The sequence below is a fragment of the Streptomyces sp. NBC_01426 genome (assembly GCF_036231985.1).
Taxonomy (GTDB): domain Bacteria; phylum Actinomycetota; class Actinomycetes; order Streptomycetales; family Streptomycetaceae; genus Streptomyces.
The window spans coordinates 342,257-366,157 of sequence record NZ_CP109501.1 but is presented as its reverse complement, the minus strand read 5'-3'; the positions used below and the strand labels follow the sequence as shown (position 1 = coordinate 366,157).

5 protein-coding genes and 1 pseudogene are annotated in these 23,901 nt (G+C 72.5%); 5 read left to right on the top strand and 1 reads right to left on the bottom strand.

From position 1 onward, the window contains the following. Positions 1-56 precede the first annotated feature (56 nt). Together OG906_RS36030 and OG906_RS36025 are read left to right on the top strand one after the other, a co-directional pair. Positions 57-10,655 (top strand): annotated as a pseudogene (locus tag OG906_RS36030) (SDR family NAD(P)-dependent oxidoreductase); the annotation flags it as partial. A gap of 41 nt (positions 10,656-10,696) precedes the next feature. Beyond that, complete coding sequence (locus tag OG906_RS36025; RefSeq protein ID WP_329448472.1) at positions 10,697-17,209, top strand: type I polyketide synthase; 6,513 nt, start codon at positions 10,697-10,699, stop codon at positions 17,207-17,209. A 104-nt stretch (positions 17,210-17,313) separates the two neighbouring features. Here the strand turns inward: OG906_RS36025 and OG906_RS36020 are convergent, their stop codons facing one another. Further along, positions 17,314-18,957, bottom strand: a complete 1,644-nt coding sequence (locus OG906_RS36020; protein WP_329448471.1) for an FAD-binding oxidoreductase — start codon at positions 18,955-18,957, stop codon at positions 17,314-17,316. Between the two features lie 227 nt (positions 18,958-19,184). Between OG906_RS36020 and OG906_RS36015 the strand changes: the two genes are divergently transcribed. The 3 genes from OG906_RS36015 to OG906_RS36005 are packed head-to-tail and all read left to right on the top strand — an operon-like array spanning position 19,185 to position 23,889. Next, complete coding sequence (locus OG906_RS36015; RefSeq protein ID WP_329448470.1) at positions 19,185-20,954, top strand: acetyl/propionyl/methylcrotonyl-CoA carboxylase subunit alpha; 1,770 nt, start codon at positions 19,185-19,187, stop codon at positions 20,952-20,954. A gap of 3 nt (positions 20,955-20,957) precedes the next feature. Beyond that, positions 20,958-22,844 (top strand): 2-oxoacid:acceptor oxidoreductase subunit alpha, encoded by a 1,887-nt coding sequence (locus OG906_RS36010; RefSeq protein ID WP_329448469.1) that lies wholly within the window; start codon positions 20,958-20,960, stop codon positions 22,842-22,844. After that, a complete protein-coding gene (locus OG906_RS36005; RefSeq protein WP_329448468.1) occupies positions 22,834-23,889 on the top strand; it encodes a 2-oxoacid:ferredoxin oxidoreductase subunit beta in 1,056 nt (351 codons plus the stop codon). Before OG906_RS36010 ends, OG906_RS36005 begins: the two co-directional genes overlap by 11 nt. Positions 23,890-23,901: the final 12 nt, after the last annotated feature.

Below are 23,901 nucleotides of genomic sequence, written 5' to 3'. Positions count from 1 at the left end.
CCAGCCACATCACGTCGGGGAGCTGAGATCACGTGGCGAACGAGCAAGAACTCCGGGACTACCTCAAGCGGGCCATCGCCGATGCCCGGGACGCGAAGAAGCGTCTGCGCGAGGTGGAGGACAAGGCGCAGGAGCCCATCGCGATCGTCGGGATGGCGTGCCGGTACCCCGGCGGGGTCGCCACCCCCGATGACCTCTGGAAGCTGGTCACCGACGGGGTCGACGCGGTCGGCGGGTTCCCCGTCAACCGCGGCTGGGACCTGGAGGGGTTGTACGACACCGACCCCGACGCGGCGGGCACCTCGTACACCGCCGAGGGCGGGTTCCTGCACGAGGCCGACCGGTTCGACCCCGAGTTCTTCGGGATGTCCCCGCGCGAGGCGCTCGCCGTGGACCCCCAGCAGCGGCTGCTGCTGGAGACCACCTGGGAGGCCTTCGAGCGGGCCGGGATCGATCCGGCCTCGCTGCGGGGCAGCCGTACGGGCGTGTTCACGGGCCTGATGTACAACGACTACGGCTCGCGGGCCGGGCTGCCCGCCGAGGGCAACGAGGGGTACCTGTTCAGCGGCAGCGCGGGCAGCATCGCCTCGGGCCGGCTGGCTTACACCTTCGGGCTGGAGGGGCCCACGGTCACCGTCGACACGGCCTGCTCCTCCTCGCTGGTGGCCATGCACATGGCGGCGAACGCGCTGCGCTCCGGCGAGTGCGACCTCGCGCTCGCCGGCGGCGCGGCCGTGATGTCGACGCCCACCGCCTTCATCGAGTTCTCCCGGCTGCGCGGCCTGTCCGCCGACGGCCGCTGCAAGTCCTTCTCGGAGCACGCGGACGGCACGGGCTGGGCCGAGGGCGTGGGTCTGCTGCTCGTGGAGCGGCTCTCCGACGCGCGGCGCAACGGGCACACCGTGCTCGCGGTGATCCGCGGTACGGCCGTCAACCAGGACGGCGCGTCCAACGGTCTGACCGCGCCCAACGGTCCCTCCCAGGAGCGGGTCATCCTCCAGGCGCTGGCCAACGCCGGTCTGACCACGGCCGACGTGGACGTGGTCGAGGCGCACGGCACCGGCACCTCGCTCGGTGACCCGATCGAGGCGCAGGCCCTGCTGGCCACCTACGGCCAGGACCGGCCGGAGGACCGCCCGCTGTACCTCGGCTCCCTGAAGTCGAACATCGGGCACAGCCAGGCCGCCGCCGGCGTCGGCGGCATCATCAAGATGGTCCAGGCGATCCGGCACGGGGTGCTGCCCAAGACCCTGCACGCGCAGGAGCCCTCGACCCGGATCGACTGGGAGGCGGGCGCGGTCGCGCTCCTCCACGAGGCCCGGGAGTGGCCCGAGACCGGTGCTCCGCGCCGGGCCGGCGTGTCCTCCTTCGGGTTCGGCGGAACCAACGCGCACGTGGTCGTCGAGCAGGCCCCGCCCGCCCCGGAGGCGGCCGACACGGAGCCGCAGCCGGCCCCGCCGGCCCTGCCGGTGGTGCCGTGGGTGCTGTCCGGCAAGTCGGCTCGGGCCGTGGCGGGGCAGGCGGAGCGGCTGCTGGCGTACGTGGACGCCCACGGGGACCTCGATCCGGCCGAGCTGGGCCGGGCGCTGGTCGGCGGGCGGGCGGCGTTCGACCACCGGGCGGTGGTCGCGGGCGTCGACCGTGAGGAGCTGGTGCGGGGCCTGCGGGCGCTGGCCGAGGACGGTTCCGCCCCGGGGCTGGTGCGGGGTGCGAAGTCCGCCGGGAAGTCGGCGTTCCTGTTCACGGGTCAGGGCGCGCAGCGCGCCGGGATGGGCGAGGAACTGTACGCCGCCTTCCCCGCCTACACCGCCGCCTTCGACGCCGTCGCGGCAGAGCTGGACAAGCACCTCGACCGGCCGATCCGCGAGGTCATCACCACCGGCGAAGCCCTCGACGACACCGGCAACACCCAACCCGCCCTCTTCGCCCTCGAAGTCGCCCTCTACCGCCTCCTGGAATCCTGGGGCCTCAAGCCCGACCACCTCGCCGGCCACTCCATCGGCGAACTCACCGCCGCACACATCGCCGGAATCCTCACCCTCCCCGACGCCGCGAAACTCGTCGCCGCCCGCGCCCGACTCATGCAGGCCCTGCCCACCGGCGGCGCCATGATCGCCCTCCAAGCCACCGAAACCGAAGTACTCCCCCACCTCCAAGACCTCCACGACCACCTCGCCATCGCCGCCGTCAACGGCCCCACCTCAGTCGTCGTCTCCGGCGACGAGAACGCGGCCCTGAACCTCGCGGAGCGGTTCGAGACACAGGGCCGCAAGACCAAGCGGCTCACCGTCTCCCACGCCTTCCACTCCCCCCACATGGACGGAATGCTCACGGAGTTCAAGGCCGTCGCGGCCGGCCTCACCTACGACGAACCCCGCATCCCCATCGTCTCCACCCTCACCGGCCGACTCGCCACCGGCGACGACCTGCGCACTCCCGACTACTGGACCGAACAGGTCCGCGGCGCCGTCCGCTTCACCGACGCCGTCACCACCCTGGAAACCCTCGGCACCACCACCTTCACCGAGATCGGCCCCGACGCCGTCCTCACCGCCCTGGTGACGGGAGCCGTCGAGGACCCCGACGCCGCGGTGGCCGCGGCCACCCTGCGGGCGGGCCGCCCCGAGGCCCCGCAACTGGCCTCGGCCGTGGGCCAGGTGTACGCGCGAGGCGGTCGCGTCGACTGGTCCGCGTACTTCGGCGGCCGGCTCGACTCCGCCCTCGACCTGCCGACGTACGCCTTCCAGCGCGAGCGCTACTGGCTCGACACCGTCGAGGCACCCGCCGACGCGTCGGGGCTCGGCCTGAGCCCCACCGACCACCCCATCCTCGGGGCCAGCCTGGACCTCGCCGAGGGGGAGCAGACCCTCTTCACCAGCCGGTTGTCGCTGCGCTCCCACCCCTGGCTGGGGGACCACGCCGTCCTCGGCAGTGTCCTGCTCCCGGGCACCGCCTTCGTGGAACTGGCCGTCCTGGCGGGAGGCCGGCTCGGCACCCCGCAGGTGGAGGAATTGACCCTGTCGGCCCCGCTGGTGCTGCCCGAGCACGGCGGTGTGCAGGTCCAGCTCGTGGTCGCGGACGCGGACGCCTCGGGTCGCCGCGGAGTGGACGTGTACTCGCGTCCCGACGGCGAGGAGCCGGCCGAGGCCCGACCGTGGACCCTGAACGCCAAGGGCGTCCTGGCCCCCGCCGCCGACACCGGCGGCGAGGCCCTGTCGGTGTGGCCGCCGGCCGGTGCGACCGAGGTCCCCCTGGACGGGGTGTACGAGCGGCTCGCCGCCCAGGACTACGCGTACGGCCCTGCCTTCCAGGGGCTGCGCCGCGTCTGGAAGGGCGACGGGGAGATCTTCGCCGAGCTGGCCCTGCCGGACGCGCGGCGCGCCGACGCCGGACGCTTCCTGCTGCACCCGGCGCTGCTGGACGCGGCGCTGCACCCGCTGCTGCCGGGTGTGGTGGACGACGAGCGGGTGGCGCTGCTGCCGTTCTCCTGGTCCGGGGTGAGCGTGCACGCCACGGGCGCCGCCGCGCTGCGGGTGCGGTTGACGCTGACCGGCCCCGAGGTGGCGTCGCTGACGGTGGCCGACGGGACGGGCGCCCCGGTGGCGACCGTCGAGTCGCTGCTGCTGCGCCCGCTGTCGAAGGAGGCGCTGCGCGAGGCAAACTCCACGGCCCGTGACGGGCTGTTCCGCGTCGCCTGGAACACGCTGCCCGCCGCGCGCCCGACGGTGGACACCTCGGGCTGGGCCGTGATCGGCGACCTCGCCGTCGACGGTGCCCGCCCGTACGCCGACCTCGCCTCGGTCGCCGCGGCCGAACCCGTGCCGACCACGCTCGTCCTCGCGCTGCCGGCCGGCGGCGTCGACACCGACGTGCCGGCCGCCACGCACCGCGCGGTACGGGAGGCTCTCGCGACGGTCCAGTCCTGGACGGCCGACGAGCGGTTCGCCGACACCACGCTGGTGGTGGTCACCCGGGGCGCCGTCGCCACCGCCGACGAGCCCGTGACCGATCTGGCGCAGGCCTCCGTGTGGGGTCTGCTGCGCGTGGCGCAGAGCGAGAACCCGGGGCGGATCGTCCTGGTGGACCTGGACGGCGACACGCTGCCGGCCGCGGTCCTGGCCTCGGGCGAGCCGCAGATCGCGGTGCGCGGGGACGCGTTCCTCGTGCCGCGTCTGGCCCGTACGAGTCAGGACGCGCGGGCGGTGACGCCGCGTTGGGACCGGGGCACGACCCTGATCACCGGCGCGACCGGAGCGCTGGGCGGCGTACTGGCCCGCCACCTGGTCACCGAACACGGCGCACGGCACCTGCTGCTCCTCAGCCGGCGCGGTACCGAGGCGGCGGGCGCGGCCGAGTTGACGGCCGAATTGACCGGGCTCGGCGCCGAGGTCACCGTGGCCGCCTGCGATGTCGCCGACCGGGAGGCCTTGGCGGGCGTGCTGGCGGCGATCCCCGCGGAGCAGCCGCTCACCGGCGTGATCCACACCGCGGGCGTACTGGACGACGGCCTGCTCTCCTCGCTCACCCCCGAGCGGCTGGGGAAGGTGCTGGCGCCCAAGGTCGACGCGGCCTGGAACCTGCACGACCTCACCAAGGACCTGGACCTGTCGGCCTTCGTCCTCTACTCCTCCATCGCCGGCCTGATCGGCAACGCCGGCCAGGCCAACTACGCGGCGGGCAACACCTACCTGGACGCCCTCGCCCAGTACCGGCAGGCCCACGGCCTGCCGGCCACCTCACTGGCCTGGGGCCTGTGGGCCCAGGCCAGCACCCTCAGCGGCTCGCTGGAAGAGGCCGACCTCAGGCGTATCGAGCGCACCGGTCTGCTGCCGCTGTCCTCCGCCGACGCGATGGACCTCTTCGACGCGGCCCCCGGCACCGGCGAGGCGATCCTCGCGGTGACCCGGCTGAACACCGCCGCGCTGCGCAAGCAGACCGACGGCCCGCACCCGCTGTTCCGAGGCCTGGTCACGGCCGCCCCGCGCAAGGCCGCGGCCCGCGCGGCCGGCGAGTCCTCGTTGGCCGACCGGCTGGGCGCGCTCTCCGCGACCGAACGGGACCAGGCGCTGATCGACCTGGTCCGGGCGAGGGTCGCCGGGGTGCTCGGGCACGCCGACCACACCGGCATCGACGCCGACCGCGCCTTCCAGGAACTGGGCTTCGACTCGCTGACCGCGGTGGAACTACGCAACCAGCTCAACACGGCCACCGGCATGCGGCTGCCCAGCACTCTCGTCTTCGACTACCCGAACCCGGCGGCCCTGGCCGCGCACCTGTCGGCGGAGCTGTTCGGGAACCGCGAGAACGCCCCGGCCGCCGTCGTGGCCGCCACCGTCGCGGCCGGTTCGGGCGGCGCGCCGGAGCCGATCGCGATCGTCGGCATGGCCTGCCGCTACCCGGGCGGGGTCTCCTCGCCCGCGGACCTGTGGCGGCTGGTCGCGCGGGGCGCGGACGCGATCACCGAGTTCCCGGTCAACCGGGGCTGGGACCTGGAGAACCTGTACCACCCGGACCCCGACCACACGGGCACCACGTACGCCCGGGGCGGCGGCTTCCTGCACGACGCGGACCTGTTCGACCCGGAGTTCTTCGGGATGTCCCCGCGCGAGGCGCTGGCCACCGACCCGCAGCAGCGGCTGCTGTTGGAGACCGCCTGGGAGACCGTGGAGAACGCGGGCATCGTCCCGGCCTCGCTGCGCGGCAGCCGCACGGGCGTGTTCGCCGGTGTGATGTACCACGACTACGGCTCGGCGCTCACGACGATCCCGGAGGACCTGGAGGGCTACCTGGCCAGCGGCAACGCGGGCAGTGTGGCCTCGGGCCGGGTCTCGTACACGCTGGGCCTGGAGGGCCCGGCGGTCACCGTCGACACGGCCTGCTCCTCCTCGCTGGTGGCCATGCACATGGCGGCGAACGCGCTGCGCTCCGGCGAGTGCGACCTCGCGCTCGCCGGCGGTGTCACCGTGATGTCCAGCCCCACCTCGTACGTGGAGTTCTCCCGTCAGCGCGGGCTGTCCCCCGACGGCCGCTGCAAGCCCTTCGCGGCGGGCGCCGACGGCACCGGCTGGAGCGAGGGCGTGGGCCTGCTGCTGGTCGAGCGGCTCTCCGACGCCGAACGCAACGGACACACCGTGCTCGCGGTCATCCGGGGCTCCGCCATCAACCAGGACGGCGCCTCCAACGGTCTGACCGCCCCCAACGGGCCGTCCCAGGAGCGGGTCATCCGCCAGGCGCTGGCCAACGCCGGTCTGACCACGGCCGACGTGGACGTCGTCGAGGCGCACGGCACGGGCACCACCCTGGGCGACCCGATCGAGGCGCAGGCCCTGCTGGCCACCTACGGCCAGGGGCGTCCGGAGGAGCGGCCGCTGTACCTCGGCTCGTTGAAGTCGAACATCGGGCACAGCCAGGCCGCCGCCGGCGTCGGCAGCGTCATCAAGATGATCGAGGCCATGCGCCACGAGGTGCTGCCCCGGACGCTGCACGTGGACGCGCCGTCCGGGCACGTCGACTGGGAGGCGGGCGCGGTCGAGCTGCTCACCGAGGCCCGGCCCTGGCAGACGTACGAGCGTCCGCGCCGTGCGGCCGTCTCCTCCTTCGGCATCAGCGGCACCAACGCGCACGTCATCATCGAACAGCCCGCGGCCCGGCCCGAGCCCTCCGCCGTCGACCGGGACCGGTCGCCGCTTGCGGTGGTGCCGTGGACCCTGTCCGGCAAGACGGCGCAGGCCGTGACGGACCAGGCCCGGCGGCTGCTGGAGCTGTTCTCCGGAGCCGGCGCGGACGTCGACCCGATCGACGTCGGTGTCTCCCTGGCGGGTGGTCGCTCGCTGTTCGAGCACCGGGCGGCGGTCGTCGGCACGGACCGGGAGGCCCTGGTGGAGGGCCTGCGGGCGCTCGCTTCGGGTGCCTCGGCGCCGGGGGTCGTGCGTGACAGCCGGGTCGGCGGGAAGTCGGCGTTCCTGTTCACGGGTCAGGGCGCGCAGCGCGCCGGGATGGGCGAGGAACTGTACGCCGCCTTCCCCGCCTACACCGCCGCCTTCGACGCCGTCGCGGCAGAGCTGGACAAGCACCTGGACCGGCCGATCCGCGAGGTCATCGCCTCGGGCACGGACCTGGACGAGACGGGCTACACCCAGCCGGCCCTGTTCGCCGTCGAGGTGGCCCTGTACCGCCTCGTCGAGTCCTGGGGCCTCAAGCCCGACCACCTCGCCGGGCACTCCATCGGCGAACTCGCCGCCGCACACATCGCCGGGATCCTCACCCTCCCCGACGCCGCGAAACTCGTCGCCGCCCGCGCCCGACTCATGCAGGCCCTGCCCACCGGCGGCGCCATGATCGCCCTCCAAGCCACCGAAACCGAAGTACTCCCCCACCTCCAAGACCTCCACGACCACCTCGCCATCGCCGCCGTCAACGGCCCCACATCGGTGGTCGTCTCCGGCGACGAGAACGCGGCCCTGCACCTCGCGGAGCGGTTCGAGACACAGGGCCGCAAGACCAAGCGGCTCACCGTCTCCCACGCCTTCCACTCCCCCCACATGGACGGAATGCTCACGGAGTTCAAGGCCGTCGCGGCCGGCCTCACCTACGACGAACCCCGCATCCCCATCGTCTCCACCCTCACGGGCCGACTCGCCACCGGCGACGACCTGCGCACCGCCGACTACTGGACCGAACAGGTCCGCGGCGCCGTCCGCTTCACCGACGCCGTCACCACCCTGGAAACCCTCGGCACCACCACCTTCACCGAGATCGGCCCCGACGCCGTCCTCACCGCCCTGGCGCAGAACATCGTGACGGACGCGGCCGCCGTGCCGCTGCTGCGGCGGGGTCGCCCCGAAGCGGAGACCCTCGTCGCGGGCGTGGGCCGGCTGCACAGCCGCGGCGTCCGCGTCGACTGGGAGGCCTACTTCGCCGGTACGGGCGCAGAGCGGACCGACCTGCCGACGTACGCCTTCCAGCACGAGGCGTTCTGGTTGAAGGGATCGGGTGCGGCGGCCGACGCCGGGTACGGCCTGAACCCGACCGGGCACCCGCTGCTCGGGGCGGCCGTCACCATCGCCGGGGCCGACCAGGTGCTGTTCACCAGCCGGCTCTCGGTGCGCTCGCACCCGTGGCTGGCCGAGCACGCCGTCTTCGACTCGGCCGTCCTGCCGTCCTCCGCGCTGGTGGAGCTGGCGGTCCGGGCGAGCGACGAACTGGGGCTGGCCGGGCTCGCCGAGCTGGAGTCGAGCACCCCCGTGGTGCTGCCCGTACAGGGCGCCCTCCAACTCCAGTTGGGCGTGGGCCCGGTGGACGACTCCGGGCGGCGTCCCTTCACGGTCCACACCCGCGGCGACGAGGCCGAGGCCGGTTGGACGGCCCACGCGCACGGCGCCTTCGAGACCACCGGCGGACAGCAGGTGCCCGCCGCGGTGGGCGGCGAGGCCGTCGAGGTCCGGCTGCCCGAGGAACTGCTGCCCGACGCGGCCGCGTACGAGCTGCACCCGGCGCTGCTGGAGGCCGCGCTCGCCGGGGCCGGCGGCGCCGGCGAGGCCGGCACGACCAGGGTCCCGGCCCGGTGGCAGGGTGTCCGGCTGCACGCGACCGGCGCGACCGCCGTGCGGGTGCGGATCGCCCCGCTCGACGGGGACGCGGACGGGGCCGTGACCGTACGGCTCTCGGACGCGGAGGAGCAGCCCGTCGCCACGATCGAGCGGCTCGTCTTCCGAGACGTGCCGGACGAGGAGTTCACCGCGCGCGCCGGCGGCAACCTGCCGCTGTTCCGGGTGGACTGGTCGGCCACCGCGCTGCCCGAGCCGGGCAGCCGGGTCCGCTGGGGCGTCCTCGGCGCCGCCGAGGGCGGTTTCGACGGGCCGTCCTTCGAGGAGGTGGCGGCGGTCGGCAAGGCCGCCGAGGCCGGGGCCGCCGTGGACGCCGTGGTGGCCCGCATCGCGCCGGACACCTCGGGTGACGTGGTGGGCGCGGCCCACGCGGCGGCGCGACAGGCCCTGTCGCTGGCGCAGGACTGGCTGGCCGACGACCGGTTGGAGGCGACCCGTCTGGTGGTCCTCACCCGGGGCGCGGTCGACACCGGTTCCGAGGGGGTTCCCGAGCCGGGCTCGGCCACCGTGTGGGGGCTGCTGCGCTCCGCGCAGGCCGAGGCCCCGGACCGGATCGTGCTGGTCGACCTGGACCACACGGACGCCGGCGCGGTGCCGGTGGACGCCCTGTCCGCCGTACTCACCTCGGGCGAGCCGCAGGCGGCGCTGCGCGGCGGCGAGGTACTGCTGCCGAGGCTGCGCCGCGTGGTCTCCGAGAGCGAGGGCGCGCCGACCCCGTGGGGTCCGGAGGGCACCGTGCTGATCACCGGTGGTACCGGGGCGCTGGGCGCGCTGTTCGCCCGGCACCTGGTCGCCGAGCACGGCGTACGGAACCTGCTGCTGGTCAGCCGCAGTGGTGCGGACGCCGCGGGCGCGGCGGAGTTGCGGGCCGAACTCGGGGCGCTCGGCGCCCGGGTGACGCTGTCCTCCGTGGACGTCTCCGACCGGGACGCGCTGGCCGCGGCCCTGGCGGCGATCCCGACGGAACATCCGCTGCGGGGCGTGGTGCACGCCGCGGGTGTCCTCGACAACGCTCTGGTCGCGGCGCTCGGACCGGACAGTCTGACCGCCGTGCTGCGTCCGAAGGCGGACGCGGCCTGGCACCTGCACGAGTTGACGCGGGACCTGGGGTTGTCGGCCTTCGTGCTGTTCTCCTCCAGCGTCGGTGTCATCGGTGGCCCCGGCCAGTCCAACTACGCGGCGGCCAACGCCTTCCTGGACGGCCTGGCCGCGCACCGTCGGGCCCTCGGGCTGCCGGCGACCTCACTGGCCTGGGGCCTGTGGGACCTGAGCCACGGAATCAACGCGGGCTTGGACGAGAACGACCTGAAGCGGTTCGGCCGCGAGGGCTTCCGGCCGGTCACCCCGCAGGAGGGAGGCGGTCTCTTCGATGCGGCCGCGGCGGGCGGCGGCCCGGCGGTCGTGGTGCTCCCGGTCGACCTGTCCGCGATGCGGGCGCACGGCCTGGTGCCGCCGGTGTTCCGGTCCCTGGTGCGGGTGGCGAACCGGCGCGCGGCCCAGTCCGGCACGGGCTCCGTGGAGCTCCTCGCGACCCGGCTGGCCGGGTTGTCGGCGCTGGAGCAGCACCAGCTGGTGCTGGACCTCGTACGCGGTGAAGTGGCCACGGTGCTGGGGCACTCGGGCCAGGACGCGGTGCAGGCCGACCGGGCCTTCCAGGAGATGGGCTTCGACTCCATGACGGCGGTGGAACTGCGCAACCGTCTCGGTGCGGCGACGGGGGTGAGGCTGTCCGCCACGGTGGTCTTCGACCACCCGACCCCCACCGCCCTCGCGGAGCACGTGCTGGGCGAGGTGGCGCCCGACGGCGCCGGCGACGCGTCGGCGCCCGTGATGGCCGACCTTGACCGGGTGGAGGCGAGCCTGACCGCCCTCCTGGAAGACGTCCAGGCGCGCTCCACGGTCTCTGTACGTCTCCAGGCGATCCTGGCCAGGCTGAACGAGGCGACGGCAACGGCCGCGGGCCCGGACCTGGCGAGCACGATCGAATCCGCTTCCGCGGACGACCTCTTCGACTTCATCGACAACCAGCTCGGCCGTTCCGCGAACTGATGGTCCCGACGTACGCAGCTCTGAGGAGAAGTTGATTTCGCATGTCCAATGAGACCAAGTCCAACGAACCGGCAGCGTCCACGGACCAGGCTGTTTCCAAAGAACAGAAGATGGTCGAGTACCTCAAGTGGGTGACCACCGACCTTCAGAAGACGAGGCAGCGGGTCGCGGAACTGGAGGCCGGCCAGGACGAGCCGGTCGCCATCGTCGGCATGGCCTGCCGCTTCCCGGGCGGGGTGACCTCTCCGGAGACCCTGTGGAAGCTGGTCATGGACGAGGCCGACGGGATCACCGACTGGCCCGAGGACCGCGGCTGGGACATCGACGCCCTCTACGACCCGGAGCGCGGCAAGCCCGGCAAGTCGTACACGAAGAAGGGCGGGTTCCTTGCGGGCGCGGCCCTCTTCGACCCCGGCTTCTTCGGGATCTCGCCCCGTGAGGCGCTCGCCATGGACCCGCAGCAGCGGGTGCTGTTGGAGACCGCGTGGGAGACCTTCGAGCAGGCGGGCATCGACCCGACCTCACTGCGGGGCACCCCGGTCGGCGTGTTCGCGGGCGTGGTGGAGCAGAGCTATCTGGGGCTGGAGGGCCCCGAGGAGCTTGAGGGCTATCTGATGACGAGCAAGTTGAGCGCCGTCGCCTCGGGCCGCATCGCGTACTCCTTCGGTTTCGAGGGCCCGGCCGTGTCCGTGGACACGGCGTGCTCCTCCTCGCTGGTGGCCCTGCACCTGGCGGTGCAGTCGGTCCGCAAGGGCGAGTCGTCCATGGCGCTGGCGGGCGGTTCGACGGTGTCGGGCAACCCGAGCGGGTTCGTCGACTTCTCGCGGCAGAACGGGCTGGCCGAGGACGGCCGGATCAAGTCGTTCGCCGCGGCGGCCGACGGCACCGCCTGGTCGGAGGGCGTCGGTCTGCTGCTCGTCGAGAAGCTGTCGGACGCCCGGCGCAACGGCCACGAGGTCCTCGCCGTGATCCGCGGCAGCGCCGTCAACCAGGACGGCGCCTCCAACGGGCTGACCGCCCCCAACGGCCCCTCCCAGGAGCGGGTCATCCACCAGGCGTTGGCCGCCGCGAAGCTGTTCGCGGCCGACGTGGACGCGGTGGAGGCGCACGGCACCGGGACCCGGCTCGGCGACCCGATCGAGGCGCAGGCGCTGCTGGCCACCTACGGGCAGAACCGCCCGGCGGACCGGCCGCTGCACCTGGGCTCGTTGAAGTCGAACATCGGGCACAGCGTCGCGGCGGCCGGCGCGGGCGGCGTCATCAAGATGATCATGGCGATGCGGCACGGGGTGCTGCCCAGGACCCTGAACATCGACGAGCCGACCCCGATGGTCGACTGGGACGCGGGCGCCGTCTCCTTGCTGACCGAGGCCCGCCCGTGGCCCGCCGGCGGCGCGCCGCGCCGCGCCGGCATCTCCGCCTTCGGCGTCAGCGGCACCAACGCCCACGTCATCCTGGAGGAGCCGCCGACCGAGGAGGCCTCCGAGGAGGCGCAGCCGGCCGGCGACGCGCCCGTCCGCGCGCTCCCCTTCCTGCCGTGGACGCTGGGCGCGAAGACCCCCGACGCGCTCGCCGACCAGGCCCGGCGCCTGCTGGAGCTGGTGGAGGCCGATGCCGGACCCTCCCCGCTGGACGTGGCGTACTCGCTGGCCACCGGCCGTGCGGCGCTGGAGCAGCGCGCGGTGGTCGTCGGCGCCGACCGGGACGCGCTGCTGGACGGCCTGCGCTCGCTGGCCGCCGGCGCACCGGACGCGAGCGTGGTGCGGGGCGCGAAGGCGGGCGGCCACACGGCGTTCGTCTTCACCGGCCAGGGCGCGCAGCGTGCCGGGATGGGCGAGGAGCTGTACGCGCACTTCCCCGTGTACGCCGAGGCCTTCGACGCGGTCGCCGCCGAGCTGGACAAGCATCTGGACCGGCCGATCCGCGAGGTCATCGCCTCGGGCACGGACCTGGACGAGACGGGCTACACCCAGCCGGCCCTGTTCGCCGTCGAGGTGGCCCTGTACCGCCTCGTCGAGTCCTGGGGGATCACCCCCGACCACCTCGCCGGGCACTCCATCGGCGAGCTGACGGCCGCCCACATCGCGGGCGTCCTCGACCTCGCGGACACCGCGAAGCTGGTGGTCGCCCGGGCGCGGCTGATGCAGGCCCTGCCCACGGGCGGCGCCATGATCGCCGTCCAGGCCACGGAGGCGGAGGTGCTGCCGCTCCTCGAAGGCCTGGAGGACCGGCTCTCGATCGCCGCCGTCAACGGCCCGACCTCCGTCGTCGTCTCCGGCGACGAGGAGGCGGCTCTCCAGGTCGCCGAGAAGCTCGCCGAACGGGGCCGCAAGAGCAAGCGCCTGACGGTCTCGCACGCCTTCCACTCCCCCCACATGAACGGCATGCTGGAGGAGTTCCGAAAGGTCGCGGCCACCCTCACCTACAACAAGCCGCAGCTGCCCGTCATCTCCACCCTCACCGGCAAGCTCGCCACCGGCGACGACCTGCGCACCCCCGGCTACTGGACCGACCAGGTCCGCGGCGCCGTCCGCTTCACCGACGCGGTCCACACCATGGAGCAGTTCGGCGCGACGACCTTCGTCGAGATCGGCCCCGACGCCGTCCTGGCCGGGCTGGTCCGCGACACCCTCACCGACGCGACGGCCGTGCCGCTGCTGCGCCGGGGCCGCCCCGACGCCGAGACCCTCGTCAGCGGGCTCGGCCGGCTCCACACGGCGGGCGTTCCCGTCGGGTGGCGGGCGTTCTTCGCCGACACGGGCGCCCGCCGCGCCGACCTGCCGACGTACGCCTTCCAGCACGAGCGGTACTGGGTCGAGACCAGCGGGATCGTGGCTGACGCCTCCGACCTGGGCCTCGAATCGGCGGACCACCCGCTGCTCGGCGCCGCGGTCACCATCGCCGGCTCCGACCAGGTCCTGTTCACCAGCCGGCTCTCGCTGCGCACCCATCCCTGGCTCGCGGACCACATCGTCCTGGGCCAGATCCTGGTGCCGGCGACCGCGCTGATCGAGATGGCGATCCGCGCCGGCGACGAGCTGGGCAGCACCGTCCTCGACGACCTGTCGATCCTCGGCCCGCTGGCCCTGCCCGAGAAGGGCGGCATCCACCTCCAGGTCAGCGTGGGCTCCGCCGCCGGCGGCGGCCGCCGCGAGCTGGCGATCTACTCGCGGCCCGACAACGCCGACGTGCCGTGGACCCTCAACGCCCGCGGTCACCTCAGCTTCCAGGGCGCCGACGAGCCGTTCGCGCTCACCGAGTGGCCGCCCGCCGGGGCCGAGGAGGTCCCGCTGCACGACGCGTACGAGAAGCTCGCCACGCAGGGCTACGTCTACGGCCCGGTCTACCGGGGCCTGGACGCCGTCTGGCGCCGCGACGACGAGGTGTACGCCGAGGTGAGCCTGCCCGACGGCAGCCGCACCAGCCAGGCCGGTTTCGGTCTGCACCCGGCCCTCCTCGAAGTCGCGCTGGCGGCCTCCTGCCTCGCGAGCTACGGCACCGTCCCCGAGGGCGCGGTCTGGATCTCCACCGACTGGAAGGGCGTCCGGCTGTACGCGACCGGCGCCTCCAAGCTGCGCGTACGGCTCTCGCTCGACGCCGACGACGCGCTGGTCGTCCAGCTCGCCGACCAGAGCGGACAGCCCGTCGCCCGGGTCGCGTCGGTCGCCTGCCGGGCCATCGCCGTCGGCGAGGTCTCCAACGCCCTGGCCCGCCGGCGCGACTCCCTCTTCCACGTCGACTGGGCGCCCTACCCGGTCGTCGCCACCGGGGACACCACCCACTGGGCGACCCTGGGCAAGGACGGTTTCGGGGACCGCCGGTTCACCGACGTGGCCCGGGCCGCGCGGGTCATCGGCGCCGGCGAACGCGTCGACGTCGTCCTGGCCCGCCAGGAGACCCCCGACACCGGGGACCGGGCCGCCGACGTGCACACGGCGGCCCGGGACGCGCTGGCCCTCGTACAGAACTGGCTGGCCGAGGAACGCCTGACCGACACCCGGCTGGTGGTCCTCACCCGCGGCGGCGTGGCCGCCCGCGACGAGGACGTCACCGACCTGGGCGCGGCCACCGTGTGGGGCCTGCTGCGCTCCGCGCAGTCCGAGAACCCCGGCCGGATCGTGCTCGTCGACCACGACCTCGACCTGGACGACCCCGCCGCCGACCCGTTCGCGGTACTGGCCTCGGTGGTCGCCTCCGGGGAACCGCAGTCGGCCGTCCGTGCCGGGCAGGTGCTGATACCGCGCCTGGGCCGGATCTCCGAGTCGGCCGCGGGCCGCACCGGCGAGTGGAACCCCGACGGCACCGTCCTGATCACCGGCGGCACCGGCAGCCTCGGCGCCCTGTTCGCCCGGCACCTGGTCGTCGAGCACGGCGTACGGAACCTGCTGCTCACCAGCCGGCGCGGTCTCGCCGCGGAGGGGGCGGGCGCGCTCGCGGCCGAACTGACCTCGCTCGGCGCCCGGGTGACCATCGCGGCCTGCGACGTCGCCGACCGGGAGGCGCTGGCCGCGGTGCTGGCGGACGTCCCGCGTTCGCACCCGCTGACCGGTGTCCTGCACACCGCCGGAGTCCTGGACGACGGGCTGATCGGATCGCAGACCCCGGAACGGCTCTCGGCGGTGCTGCGGCCCAAGGTCGACGCCTCGTGGAACCTGCACGAGCTGACGAAGGACCTGGACCTGTCCGCCTTCGTGCTCTTCTCGTCGATCGCGGCGGTCGTCGGCGGTCCCGGCCAGTCCACGTACTCGGCCGCGAACCACTTCCTCGACGGGCTCGCCCAGCACCGCAAGGCCCGGGGCCTCGCCGCGACGTCGCTCGCCTGGGGCCTGTGGTCCCAGACCAGCGGCATGACCGGTCACCTCGACCAGGCCGACCTCCAGCGCATCGCCCGCAGCGGCTTCCGCCCCGTGGAGTCCGAGCAGGGTCCCGCCCTGCTGGACATCGCGTTGGAGACCGGTCACGCGGCGCTGGTCGCCACCCCGATGGACCTCGCGACCCTGCGGGAGCAGGTCCAGGTGCCGGTGCTGCTGAGCAAGCTGGTCCGCACGCCGGCCCGCCGGACCGCCCAGAACACCGAGGTCACCACGGAGACCCTGGCGGACCGGCTGGCCGGGCTGGCGGCCGAGGAGCAGTCGCGGGCGGTGCTGGAGGTCGTCCTCGCGCAGGTCTCGGCGGTCCTCGGGCACTCCGACACCTCGGCGATCGACACCGGGCAGCCGTTCTCGGCGCTGGGCTTCGACTCGCTCACCTCGGTCGAGCTGCGCAACCAGTTGGGCACGGCCACCGGCCTCAAGCTGCCGCCGACGCTGGTCTTCGACCACCCGACGCCGCTCGCGCTCGCCGCGTTCCTGCACGGCGAGGTCGCCAGCAGTTCCGCCGGCCGCAAGGGAACGGACTACGCGGCGGAAATCCGGCTCGCCGACGACATCCGGCCCGCGCAGGAGGTCGTACGGACCGCCGTGGACCCGAAGGAGATCCTGCTGACGGGGGCCAGCGGCTTCCTCGGCGCGTTCCTGCTGCGGGACCTGATGCGCGGCACCACGGGCCGGGTGCGCTGCCTGGTCCGCGGCGAGGACGAGGCCTCGGCCCTGGAGCGGCTGAAGGCCAACGCCCGCTGGTACCGGGTGTGGGACGAGATCGACGAGGACCGGCTGTCGATCGTCCTCGGCGACCTGGCCGAGCCGCGGCTCGGTCTGACCGAGGAGGCCTTCGACGCCCTCGCCCGCACCGTCGACGTGGTCTACCACAACGGCGCCCGGGTGCACTGGCTGCACCCGTACGAGACCCTCAAGGCCTCGAACGTGACGGGTACGGAGGAGGTGCTGCGGCTCGCGGCGCGCCACCGCACCGTGCCGGTGCACTACGTCTCCACCGTCGGTGTCTTCAACGGGGTGCGCGAGCCCGGCGTCCCGCTGAAGGTGACCGACCCGACCGGGCCGGCCGAGGCCCTCGCGAGCGGGTACCTGCGCTCCAAGTGGGTCGCGGAGCAGATCATCGGGCTGGCCCGGGACCGGGGCCTGCCGGTCTCGGTCTACCGCGTCGACGTGATCTCCGGCGACCAGGTCAACGGCGCCTGCCAGACCGCCGACTTCGTGTGGCTGACGCTGAAGGGGCTGGTCCAGTCCCGGAGCATCCCCAAGGGCACCGAGGGCCGCTTCCACCTGCTGCCGGTCGACTACGTCAGCGCGGCCATCACCGGCATCTCGCGGCAGCCCGGCGCGATGGGCCGCACCTTCCACCTCTTCAACCAGAGTTCGCTGGCCCTGACCCGGTGCGCCGAGTTCCTGCGCGGCCTGGGCTACGAGCTCGACGAGGTGAGCTGGGACAACTGGAACACCACGGTGAAGGCGGGCGACAACGCGCTGCTGCCGCTGTTGGACGCCTTCGAGATGATGACGTCCGACACCGACGGGTTCTACCCGCCGATCGACACCACCGAGACGGCGGCGGCGCTGGCCGGGACCGGCGTCGAGATCCCCGTGCTGACGAAGGAGCTGTTCGAGAAGTACGTCGGCTTCTTCGTCGAGGAAGGCCACTTCCCGGCGGCCCCGTGACGGGGGCGGCCACGAGAGAGCCCCGCCGGCCCGAGGCCGGCGGGGCTCTCCCCTTGGGTGCGGCACCGCGGGTGAGGGGTGCGGTGCCGCGGTGTGAGGAATCGTTACGGCAGGCGGATGCCGAGGCGGTGCGAGAAGACGTCCCGCGGGTCCCACTTCGCCTTGGCCCGCTGGAGGCGCGGGTAGTTGTCCTTGAAGTACAGCCGGTGCCAGGGGATGCCCGAGGTGTTGAGCGTCGGATCGGCGATGTCGGCGTCCGCGTAGTTGATGTAGCAGCCGTCGTTGACCCCGCCCGGGCGGGGCACGCCGCCGGTGCTCGCGTACACGTCCGCGTAGGCCTCGCGCACCCAGTTCTGGTGGACCGCGTCGTCCGCCGGGTTCGTCCAGAGGCTGCAGTAGAGCATCTTGGCGACGGAGTCCCGCTGGGCGGTTGCGGTGTCCGTGCTCGCCGTGTCGTTGATCCTGCCGCCGAAGCTGACCAGGGCGATCATGCCGTACGGTCCCGGGTAGTCGGTGCGGGTCAGCTGCCGGTACATCGCCTTCAACTGGTCCTGCGGCATCGCCTTGCGGATGTACGCCGACTTGGACTTCCAGCGCGGCACGGCGGCCTCGACGAAACCGGACCACTCGGTGACCGCGTACAGCCACGGCGCCCGGTAGCGGTCGCCGACGGTGTAGCGGACCCCGGTGCCCTCGGAGACGGCCGCGAGGAACCCGTCGAGCACCTGATCGGCGTTCGGAGCCGCCGCGTCGATCTGGGTGCTCATCCGGAAGTAGCCGGCCGCCTTGTGCATCGCCTTGAACTGGCTGTAGAGGAACCGGCCCGGGTCGCCGGGGCCCGAGTTGTTCTCGTGCCAGACGTTGAAGTTGTGCACGAGCCGGGTGAAGCTCGCCTCGTCCAGGTCGTCCCAGGACCAGCTGACGTCCGACAGGATCACCTCGGAGGGCGCCTTGGGCAGCAGCTTCGTCGGGTCGTCGCCGGTGGCGCCCGGGGAGCGCAGCCAGTACTTGGTGACGATCCCGAAGTTCCCGCCGCCGCCCCCGGTGTGGGCCCACCACAGCTCGCGGTTCGGGTCGTTCGCCTCACGGGTCGCGACCACCGTGCGGGCCCGACCGTTCTGGTCGACGTGGACGACCTCGACGGCGTACAGGTGGTCGACGGTCAGTCCGCGCGAACGTGACAGCGCGCCGTAGCCGCCGCCGCTGATGTGTCCGCCGGCGCCGACGGTCGGGCAGGTGCCGCCGGGCAGGACGACGCCCCAACGCTTGTAGAGGGTGCGGTAGACGGTGCCCAGCAGGGCGCCCGGCTCGACGGCGATGGCGCGCATCCGCGGGTCGTACGCGATGGAGCCCAGCCCGGCCATGTCGATGACGACCCGGACCTCGGGGTTGGTGGTGAAGTCCTCGTCGCAGTGGCCGCCGCTGCGGACCACGACCTTGAGTTTCCTGTCGACGGCCTCCTGCACCGCGCTGACGACCTGGTCGGCGGAGCCGACGAGCCGGACGTAGTCGGGGGAGCCGACCCAGCGCTGGTTGGAGCCCGATATGAGGCCGCGGTAGCGCGGATCGGTGCGGGTGACGGTGATCGGGGCGGGGACGGCCGCGCGGGCGGCAGCCTCCCCGGTGCCTTCGACGACGGCCGCCTCGGCGGTTCCCGCGGCCGCCACGACACCGATCGTGGGCACCGCCAGAGCGCCGCCGGTCAGCGCCGCGCCTTTCATGAGCACCCGACGGGACACATCGGTCATGACCGCATACCTCCATGAGACACGAGAGAAGAGCGCCGGAGCAGAGCCGCGGCACGAGAACCGCGGGAGAACCCGGGGCGCGGCCACCCGACCACAACTCGGTCACCAGGCGTTCTCTGGCGGTCCTCGTGCGGTGATTACCTGCCGGTGGGCCGCCGGCGATGAGCCGGGGCTACGTTTTTGACCGTCGATGGTTCGAACTGTCACCGAAGTTGAGGAGAGCGTTCGTGCGTAAGGTGCTGATTGCGAACCGCGGCGAGATCGCTGTCCGCGTTGCTCGGGCTTGCCGGGATGCGGGGATCGGGAGTGTGGCTGTTTACGCGGATCCGGATCGGGACGCTCTGCATGTGCGTGCGGCGGATGAGGCTTTCGCGTTGGGCGGTGACACGCCGGCCGCCAGCTATTTGGACATCGCGAAGGTTCTGCGGGCGGCGGCGGACTCCGGCGCGGACGCGATCCATCCCGGGTACGGCTTCCTGTCGGAGAACGCCGAGTTCGCGCAGGCCGTCCTCGACGCTGGCCTGACCTGGATCGGCCCGCCGCCGCAGGCCATCCGTGATCTGGGTGACAAGGTCGCCGCCCGTCACATCGCCCAACGCGCCGGCGCGCCGCTGGTCGCCGGCACCCCCGACCCGGTCTCCGGGTCGGAGGAGGTCGTGGCGTTCGCGAAGGAACACGGCCTGCCCATCGCGATCAAGGCCGCCTTCGGTGGCGGCGGTCGTGGTCTGAAGGTCGCCCGGACCCTCGAAGAGGTCCCCGAGCTGTACGACTCCGCCGTGCGTGAGGCCGTCGCCGCGTTCGGGCGTGGTGAGTGCTTCGTCGAGCGTTACCTCGACAAGCCGCGTCACGTGGAGACGCAGTGCCTGGCCGACACCCACGGCAACGTCGTGGTCGTCTCCACGCGTGACTGCTCGCTCCAGCGCCGGCATCAGAAGCTGGTCGAGGAGGCCCCGGCGCCGTTCCTGACGGACGCCCAGAACGCCGAGCTGTACGCCGCCTCCAAGGCGATCCTGAAGGAAGCCGGCTACGTCGGCGCGGGCACCGTGGAGTTCCTGGTCTCCGCCGACGGCCTGATCTCCTTCCTGGAGGTCAACACCCGCCTCCAGGTCGAACACCCCGTCACCGAGGAGGTCACCGGCCTCGACCTGGTGCGGGAGATGTTCCGCATCGCCGACGGCGAGGAACTCGGCTACGGCGACCCGGTCCTGCGCGGACACTCCTTCGAGTTCCGCATCAACGGCGAGGACCCCGGCCGCGGCTTCCTGCCCGCCCCCGGCACCGTCACCCGCTTCGCCCCGCCGTCGGGCCCCGGCGTCCGCCTCGACGCGGGCGTCGAATCCGGCTCGGTCATCGGCCCGGCCTGGGACTCCCTCCTGGCGAAGCTGATCGTCACCGGCGCCACCCGCGAACAGGCCCTCCAGCGCGCGGCCCGCGCCCTCGCCGAGTTCGAGATCGAGGGCATGGCCACCGCCCTGCCCTTCCACCGCGCCGTCGTCACCGACCCCGCCTTCGCCCCCACGGAAGGACCCTTCACGGTCCACACCCGCTGGATCGAAACCGAGTTCGTCAACGACATCAAGGCCTTCAACGCGGTGGCGGGCGAGGATCCCGAGGCGGAAGAGGGACGCGAATCGCTGGTGGTCGAGGTCGGCGGCCGTCGCTTGGAGGTCTCGCTGCCCGCCTCGCTGGGGACGACCTTCACACGGGGTGCGGCCACCGCGGGCGGTGGTACCGCAACCAAGATCAAGCGGCGCGGCAACAAGAGCGTCAAAACCGCCTCCGGCGACACCCTCGCCTCCCCGATGCAGGGAACCATCGTCAAGATCGCCGTCGAGGAAGGCCAACAGGTCGACGAAGGCGACCTGATCGTCGTCCTCGAGGCCATGAAGATGGAACAACCCCTCAACGCACACCGCTCCGGCACCATCGTCGGCCTCAAGGCCGAAGTCGGCGCGTCCCTCACCTCCGGCGCCACCATCTGCGAGATCAAGGCCTGAGTGATGACCGAGACTGCCATTCCCCCGACCGGCGAGAAGGAAGTCCGCCGCCTCGACCGTGTGATCATCCGTTTCGCGGGTGACTCGGGCGACGGCATGCAGCTGACCGGAGACCGTTTCACTTCGGAGACGGCCTCCTTCGGCAACGACCTCTCGACCCTCCCCAACTTCCCCGCCGAGATCCGTGCCCCTGCCGGCACCCTTCCGGGCGTGTCGTCCTTCCAGCTGCATTTCGCCGATCACGACATCCTGACGCCGGGCGATGCCCCGGACGTCCTGGTGGCGATGAACCCGGCGGCGCTGAAGGCGAACATCGCGGACGTCCCGCGCGGCGCGGAGATCATCGTCAATTCCGATGAGTTCACCAAGCGCCCGATGGCCAAGGTCGGCTACGCGACGTCCCCGCTGGAGGACGGCTCGTTGGACGCCTACCGCGTGCACCCGGTGCCGCTCACCACGTTGACGGTGGAGGCGCTGGAGGGGTTCGGGCTGTCGCGCAAGGAGGCCGAGCGCAGCAAGAACATGTTCGCGCTGGGCCTGCTGTCGTGGATGTACCACCGCCCGACCGAGGGCACGGAGACCTTCCTGCGGACCAAGTTCGCGAAGAAGCCGGAGATCGCCGAGGCGAACGTGGCCGCCTTCCGGGCGGGCTGGAACTTCGGCGAGACCACCGAGGACTTCGCGGTCTCCTACGAGGTCGCGCCCGCCACCAGCGCGTTCCCCAACGGCACCTACCGCAACATCTCCGGGAACCTGGCCCTGTCGTACGGCCTCATCGCCGCCGGGCACCTGGCCGACCTGCCGGTCTACCTGGGCTCGTACCCGATCACCCCGGCGTCCGACATCCTGCACGAGCTGAGCCGGCACAAGAACTTCGGGATCCGCAGTTTCCAGGCCGAGGACGAGATCGCGGGCATCGGCGCGGCCCTGGGTGCGGCGTTCGGCGGCGCCCTCGGGGTCACGACCACCTCGGGTCCCGGTGTGGCGCTGAAGTCGGAGACGATCGGCCTGGCGGTGTCGCTGGAGCTGCCGCTGCTGATCGTGGACATCCAGCGGGGCGGTCCCTCGACGGGGCTGCCGACCAAGACCGAGCAGGCCGACCTGCTCCAGGCCATGTACGGGCGCAACGGCGAGGCACCGGTCCCGATCGTGGCCCCGCGCACCCCAGCGGACTGCTTCGACGCCGCGATCGACGCGGCCCGGATCGCCCTGACCTACCGCACTCCGGTGTTCCTGCTGTCCGACGGCTACCTCGCCAACGGCTCCGAGCCCTGGAAGATCCCGGACGTGGACGAACTTCCGGATCTGCGCACCCGCTTCGCCACCGGTCCGAACCACCAGCTGGCGGATGGCACCGAGGTGTTCTGGCCGTACAAACGCGATCCGCAGACCCTGGCGCGCCCGTGGGCGGTCCCGGGCACGCCCGGCCTCGAACACCGCATCGGCGGCATCGAGAAGCAGGACGGCACCGGCAACATCTCCTACGACCCCGCCAACCACGAGTTCATGGTCCGCACCCGCCAGGCCAAGATCGACGGCATCCGGGTCCCCGACCTGGACGTGGACGACCCCGACGAGGCCCGCACCCTCGTCCTCGGCTGGGGTTCCACGTACGGCCCCATCACCGCGGCCGTACGCCGGCTGCGCAAGGACGGCTTCCCCGTCGCTCAGGCCCACCTGCGCCATCTGAATCCCTTCCCCCGCAATCTGGACGAGGTCTTGGAGCGCTACGACAAGGTGGTGCTGCCGGAGATGAACCTCGGCCAGCTCGCCACCCTGATCCGGGCGAAGTACCTGACGAACATCCATTCCGTCACCCAGGTCAACGGGATGCCCTTCAAAGCCGCGCAGTTGGCCGAGGCCGTCCAGGAGGCAAGTCGTGCCCAGTGAAGCCCTGTCCCTCGTCCCGAAGGCGGAAGCCGTCCAGTCGGCGAAGGACTTCAAGTCGGATCAGGAGGTCCGCTGGTGCCCGGGCTGCGGCGACTACGCCGTGCTCGCCGCCGTCCAGGGCTTCATGCCCGAACTCGGCCTCGCCAAGGAGAACATCGTCTTCGTCTCCGGAATCGGCTGCTCCTCCCGATTCCCCTACTACATGAACACCTACGGCATGCACTCCATCCACGGACGCGCACCCGCCATCGCCACCGGCCTCGCCACCTCCCGCCGCGACCTCTCCGTCTGGGTCGTCACCGGCGACGGAGACGCCCTCTCCATCGGCGGAAACCACCTCATCCACGCCCTCCGCCGCAACGTCAACCTCAAAATCCTCCTCTTCAACAACCGCATCTACGGCCTCACCAAAGGCCAGTACTCCCCCACCTCAGAACTCGGCAAAATCACCAAATCCACCCCCATGGGCTCCCTCGACGCCCCCTTCAACCCCGTCTCCCTCGCCATCGGAGCCGAAGCCGGCTTCGTCGCCCGCACCATCGACTCCGACCGCAAACACCTCACCGACGTCCTGCGCCAAGCCGCCGACCACCAAGGCACCGCACTCGTCGAGATCTACCAGAACTGCAACATCTTCAACGACGGCGCCTTCGAAGCCCTCAAGGACAACGAACAAGCCCAAGAAGCCGTCATCCGCCTCGAACACGGCCAACCCGTCCGCTTCGGCACCGACCTCACCAAGGGCGTCATCCGCAACCCCACCACCGGCGACCTCGAAGCAGTCACCCTCACCCCCGAGAACACCCCCCACCTCCTCGTCCACGACGCCCACACCACCAGCCCCACCACCGCCTTCGCCCTCTCCCGCCTCGCCGACCCCGACACCCTCCACCACACCCCCATCGGAGTCCTGCGCAGCGTCCAACGACCCGTCTACGACACCCTCATGGCCGACCAACTCGACACCGCGATCGCGCAGCAGGGCAAGGCGGACCTCTCCGCCCTCCTCGCCGGCAACGACACCTGGACGGTCCTGGGCGGCTGACCGGGGCGAAGG

Bases quoted from the DNA above. Each gene is read 5' to 3' on its own strand.
- OG906_RS36025 (WP_329448472.1), top strand. From the start codon at position 10,697: ATGTCCAATGAGACCAAGTCCAACGAACCGGCAGCGTCCACGGACCAG.
- OG906_RS36020 (WP_329448471.1), bottom strand. From the start codon at position 18,957: ATGACCGATGTGTCCCGTCGGGTGCTCATGAAAGGCGCGGCGCTGACC.
- OG906_RS36010 (WP_329448469.1), top strand. From the start codon at position 20,958: ATGACCGAGACTGCCATTCCCCCGACCGGCGAGAAGGAAGTCCGCCGC.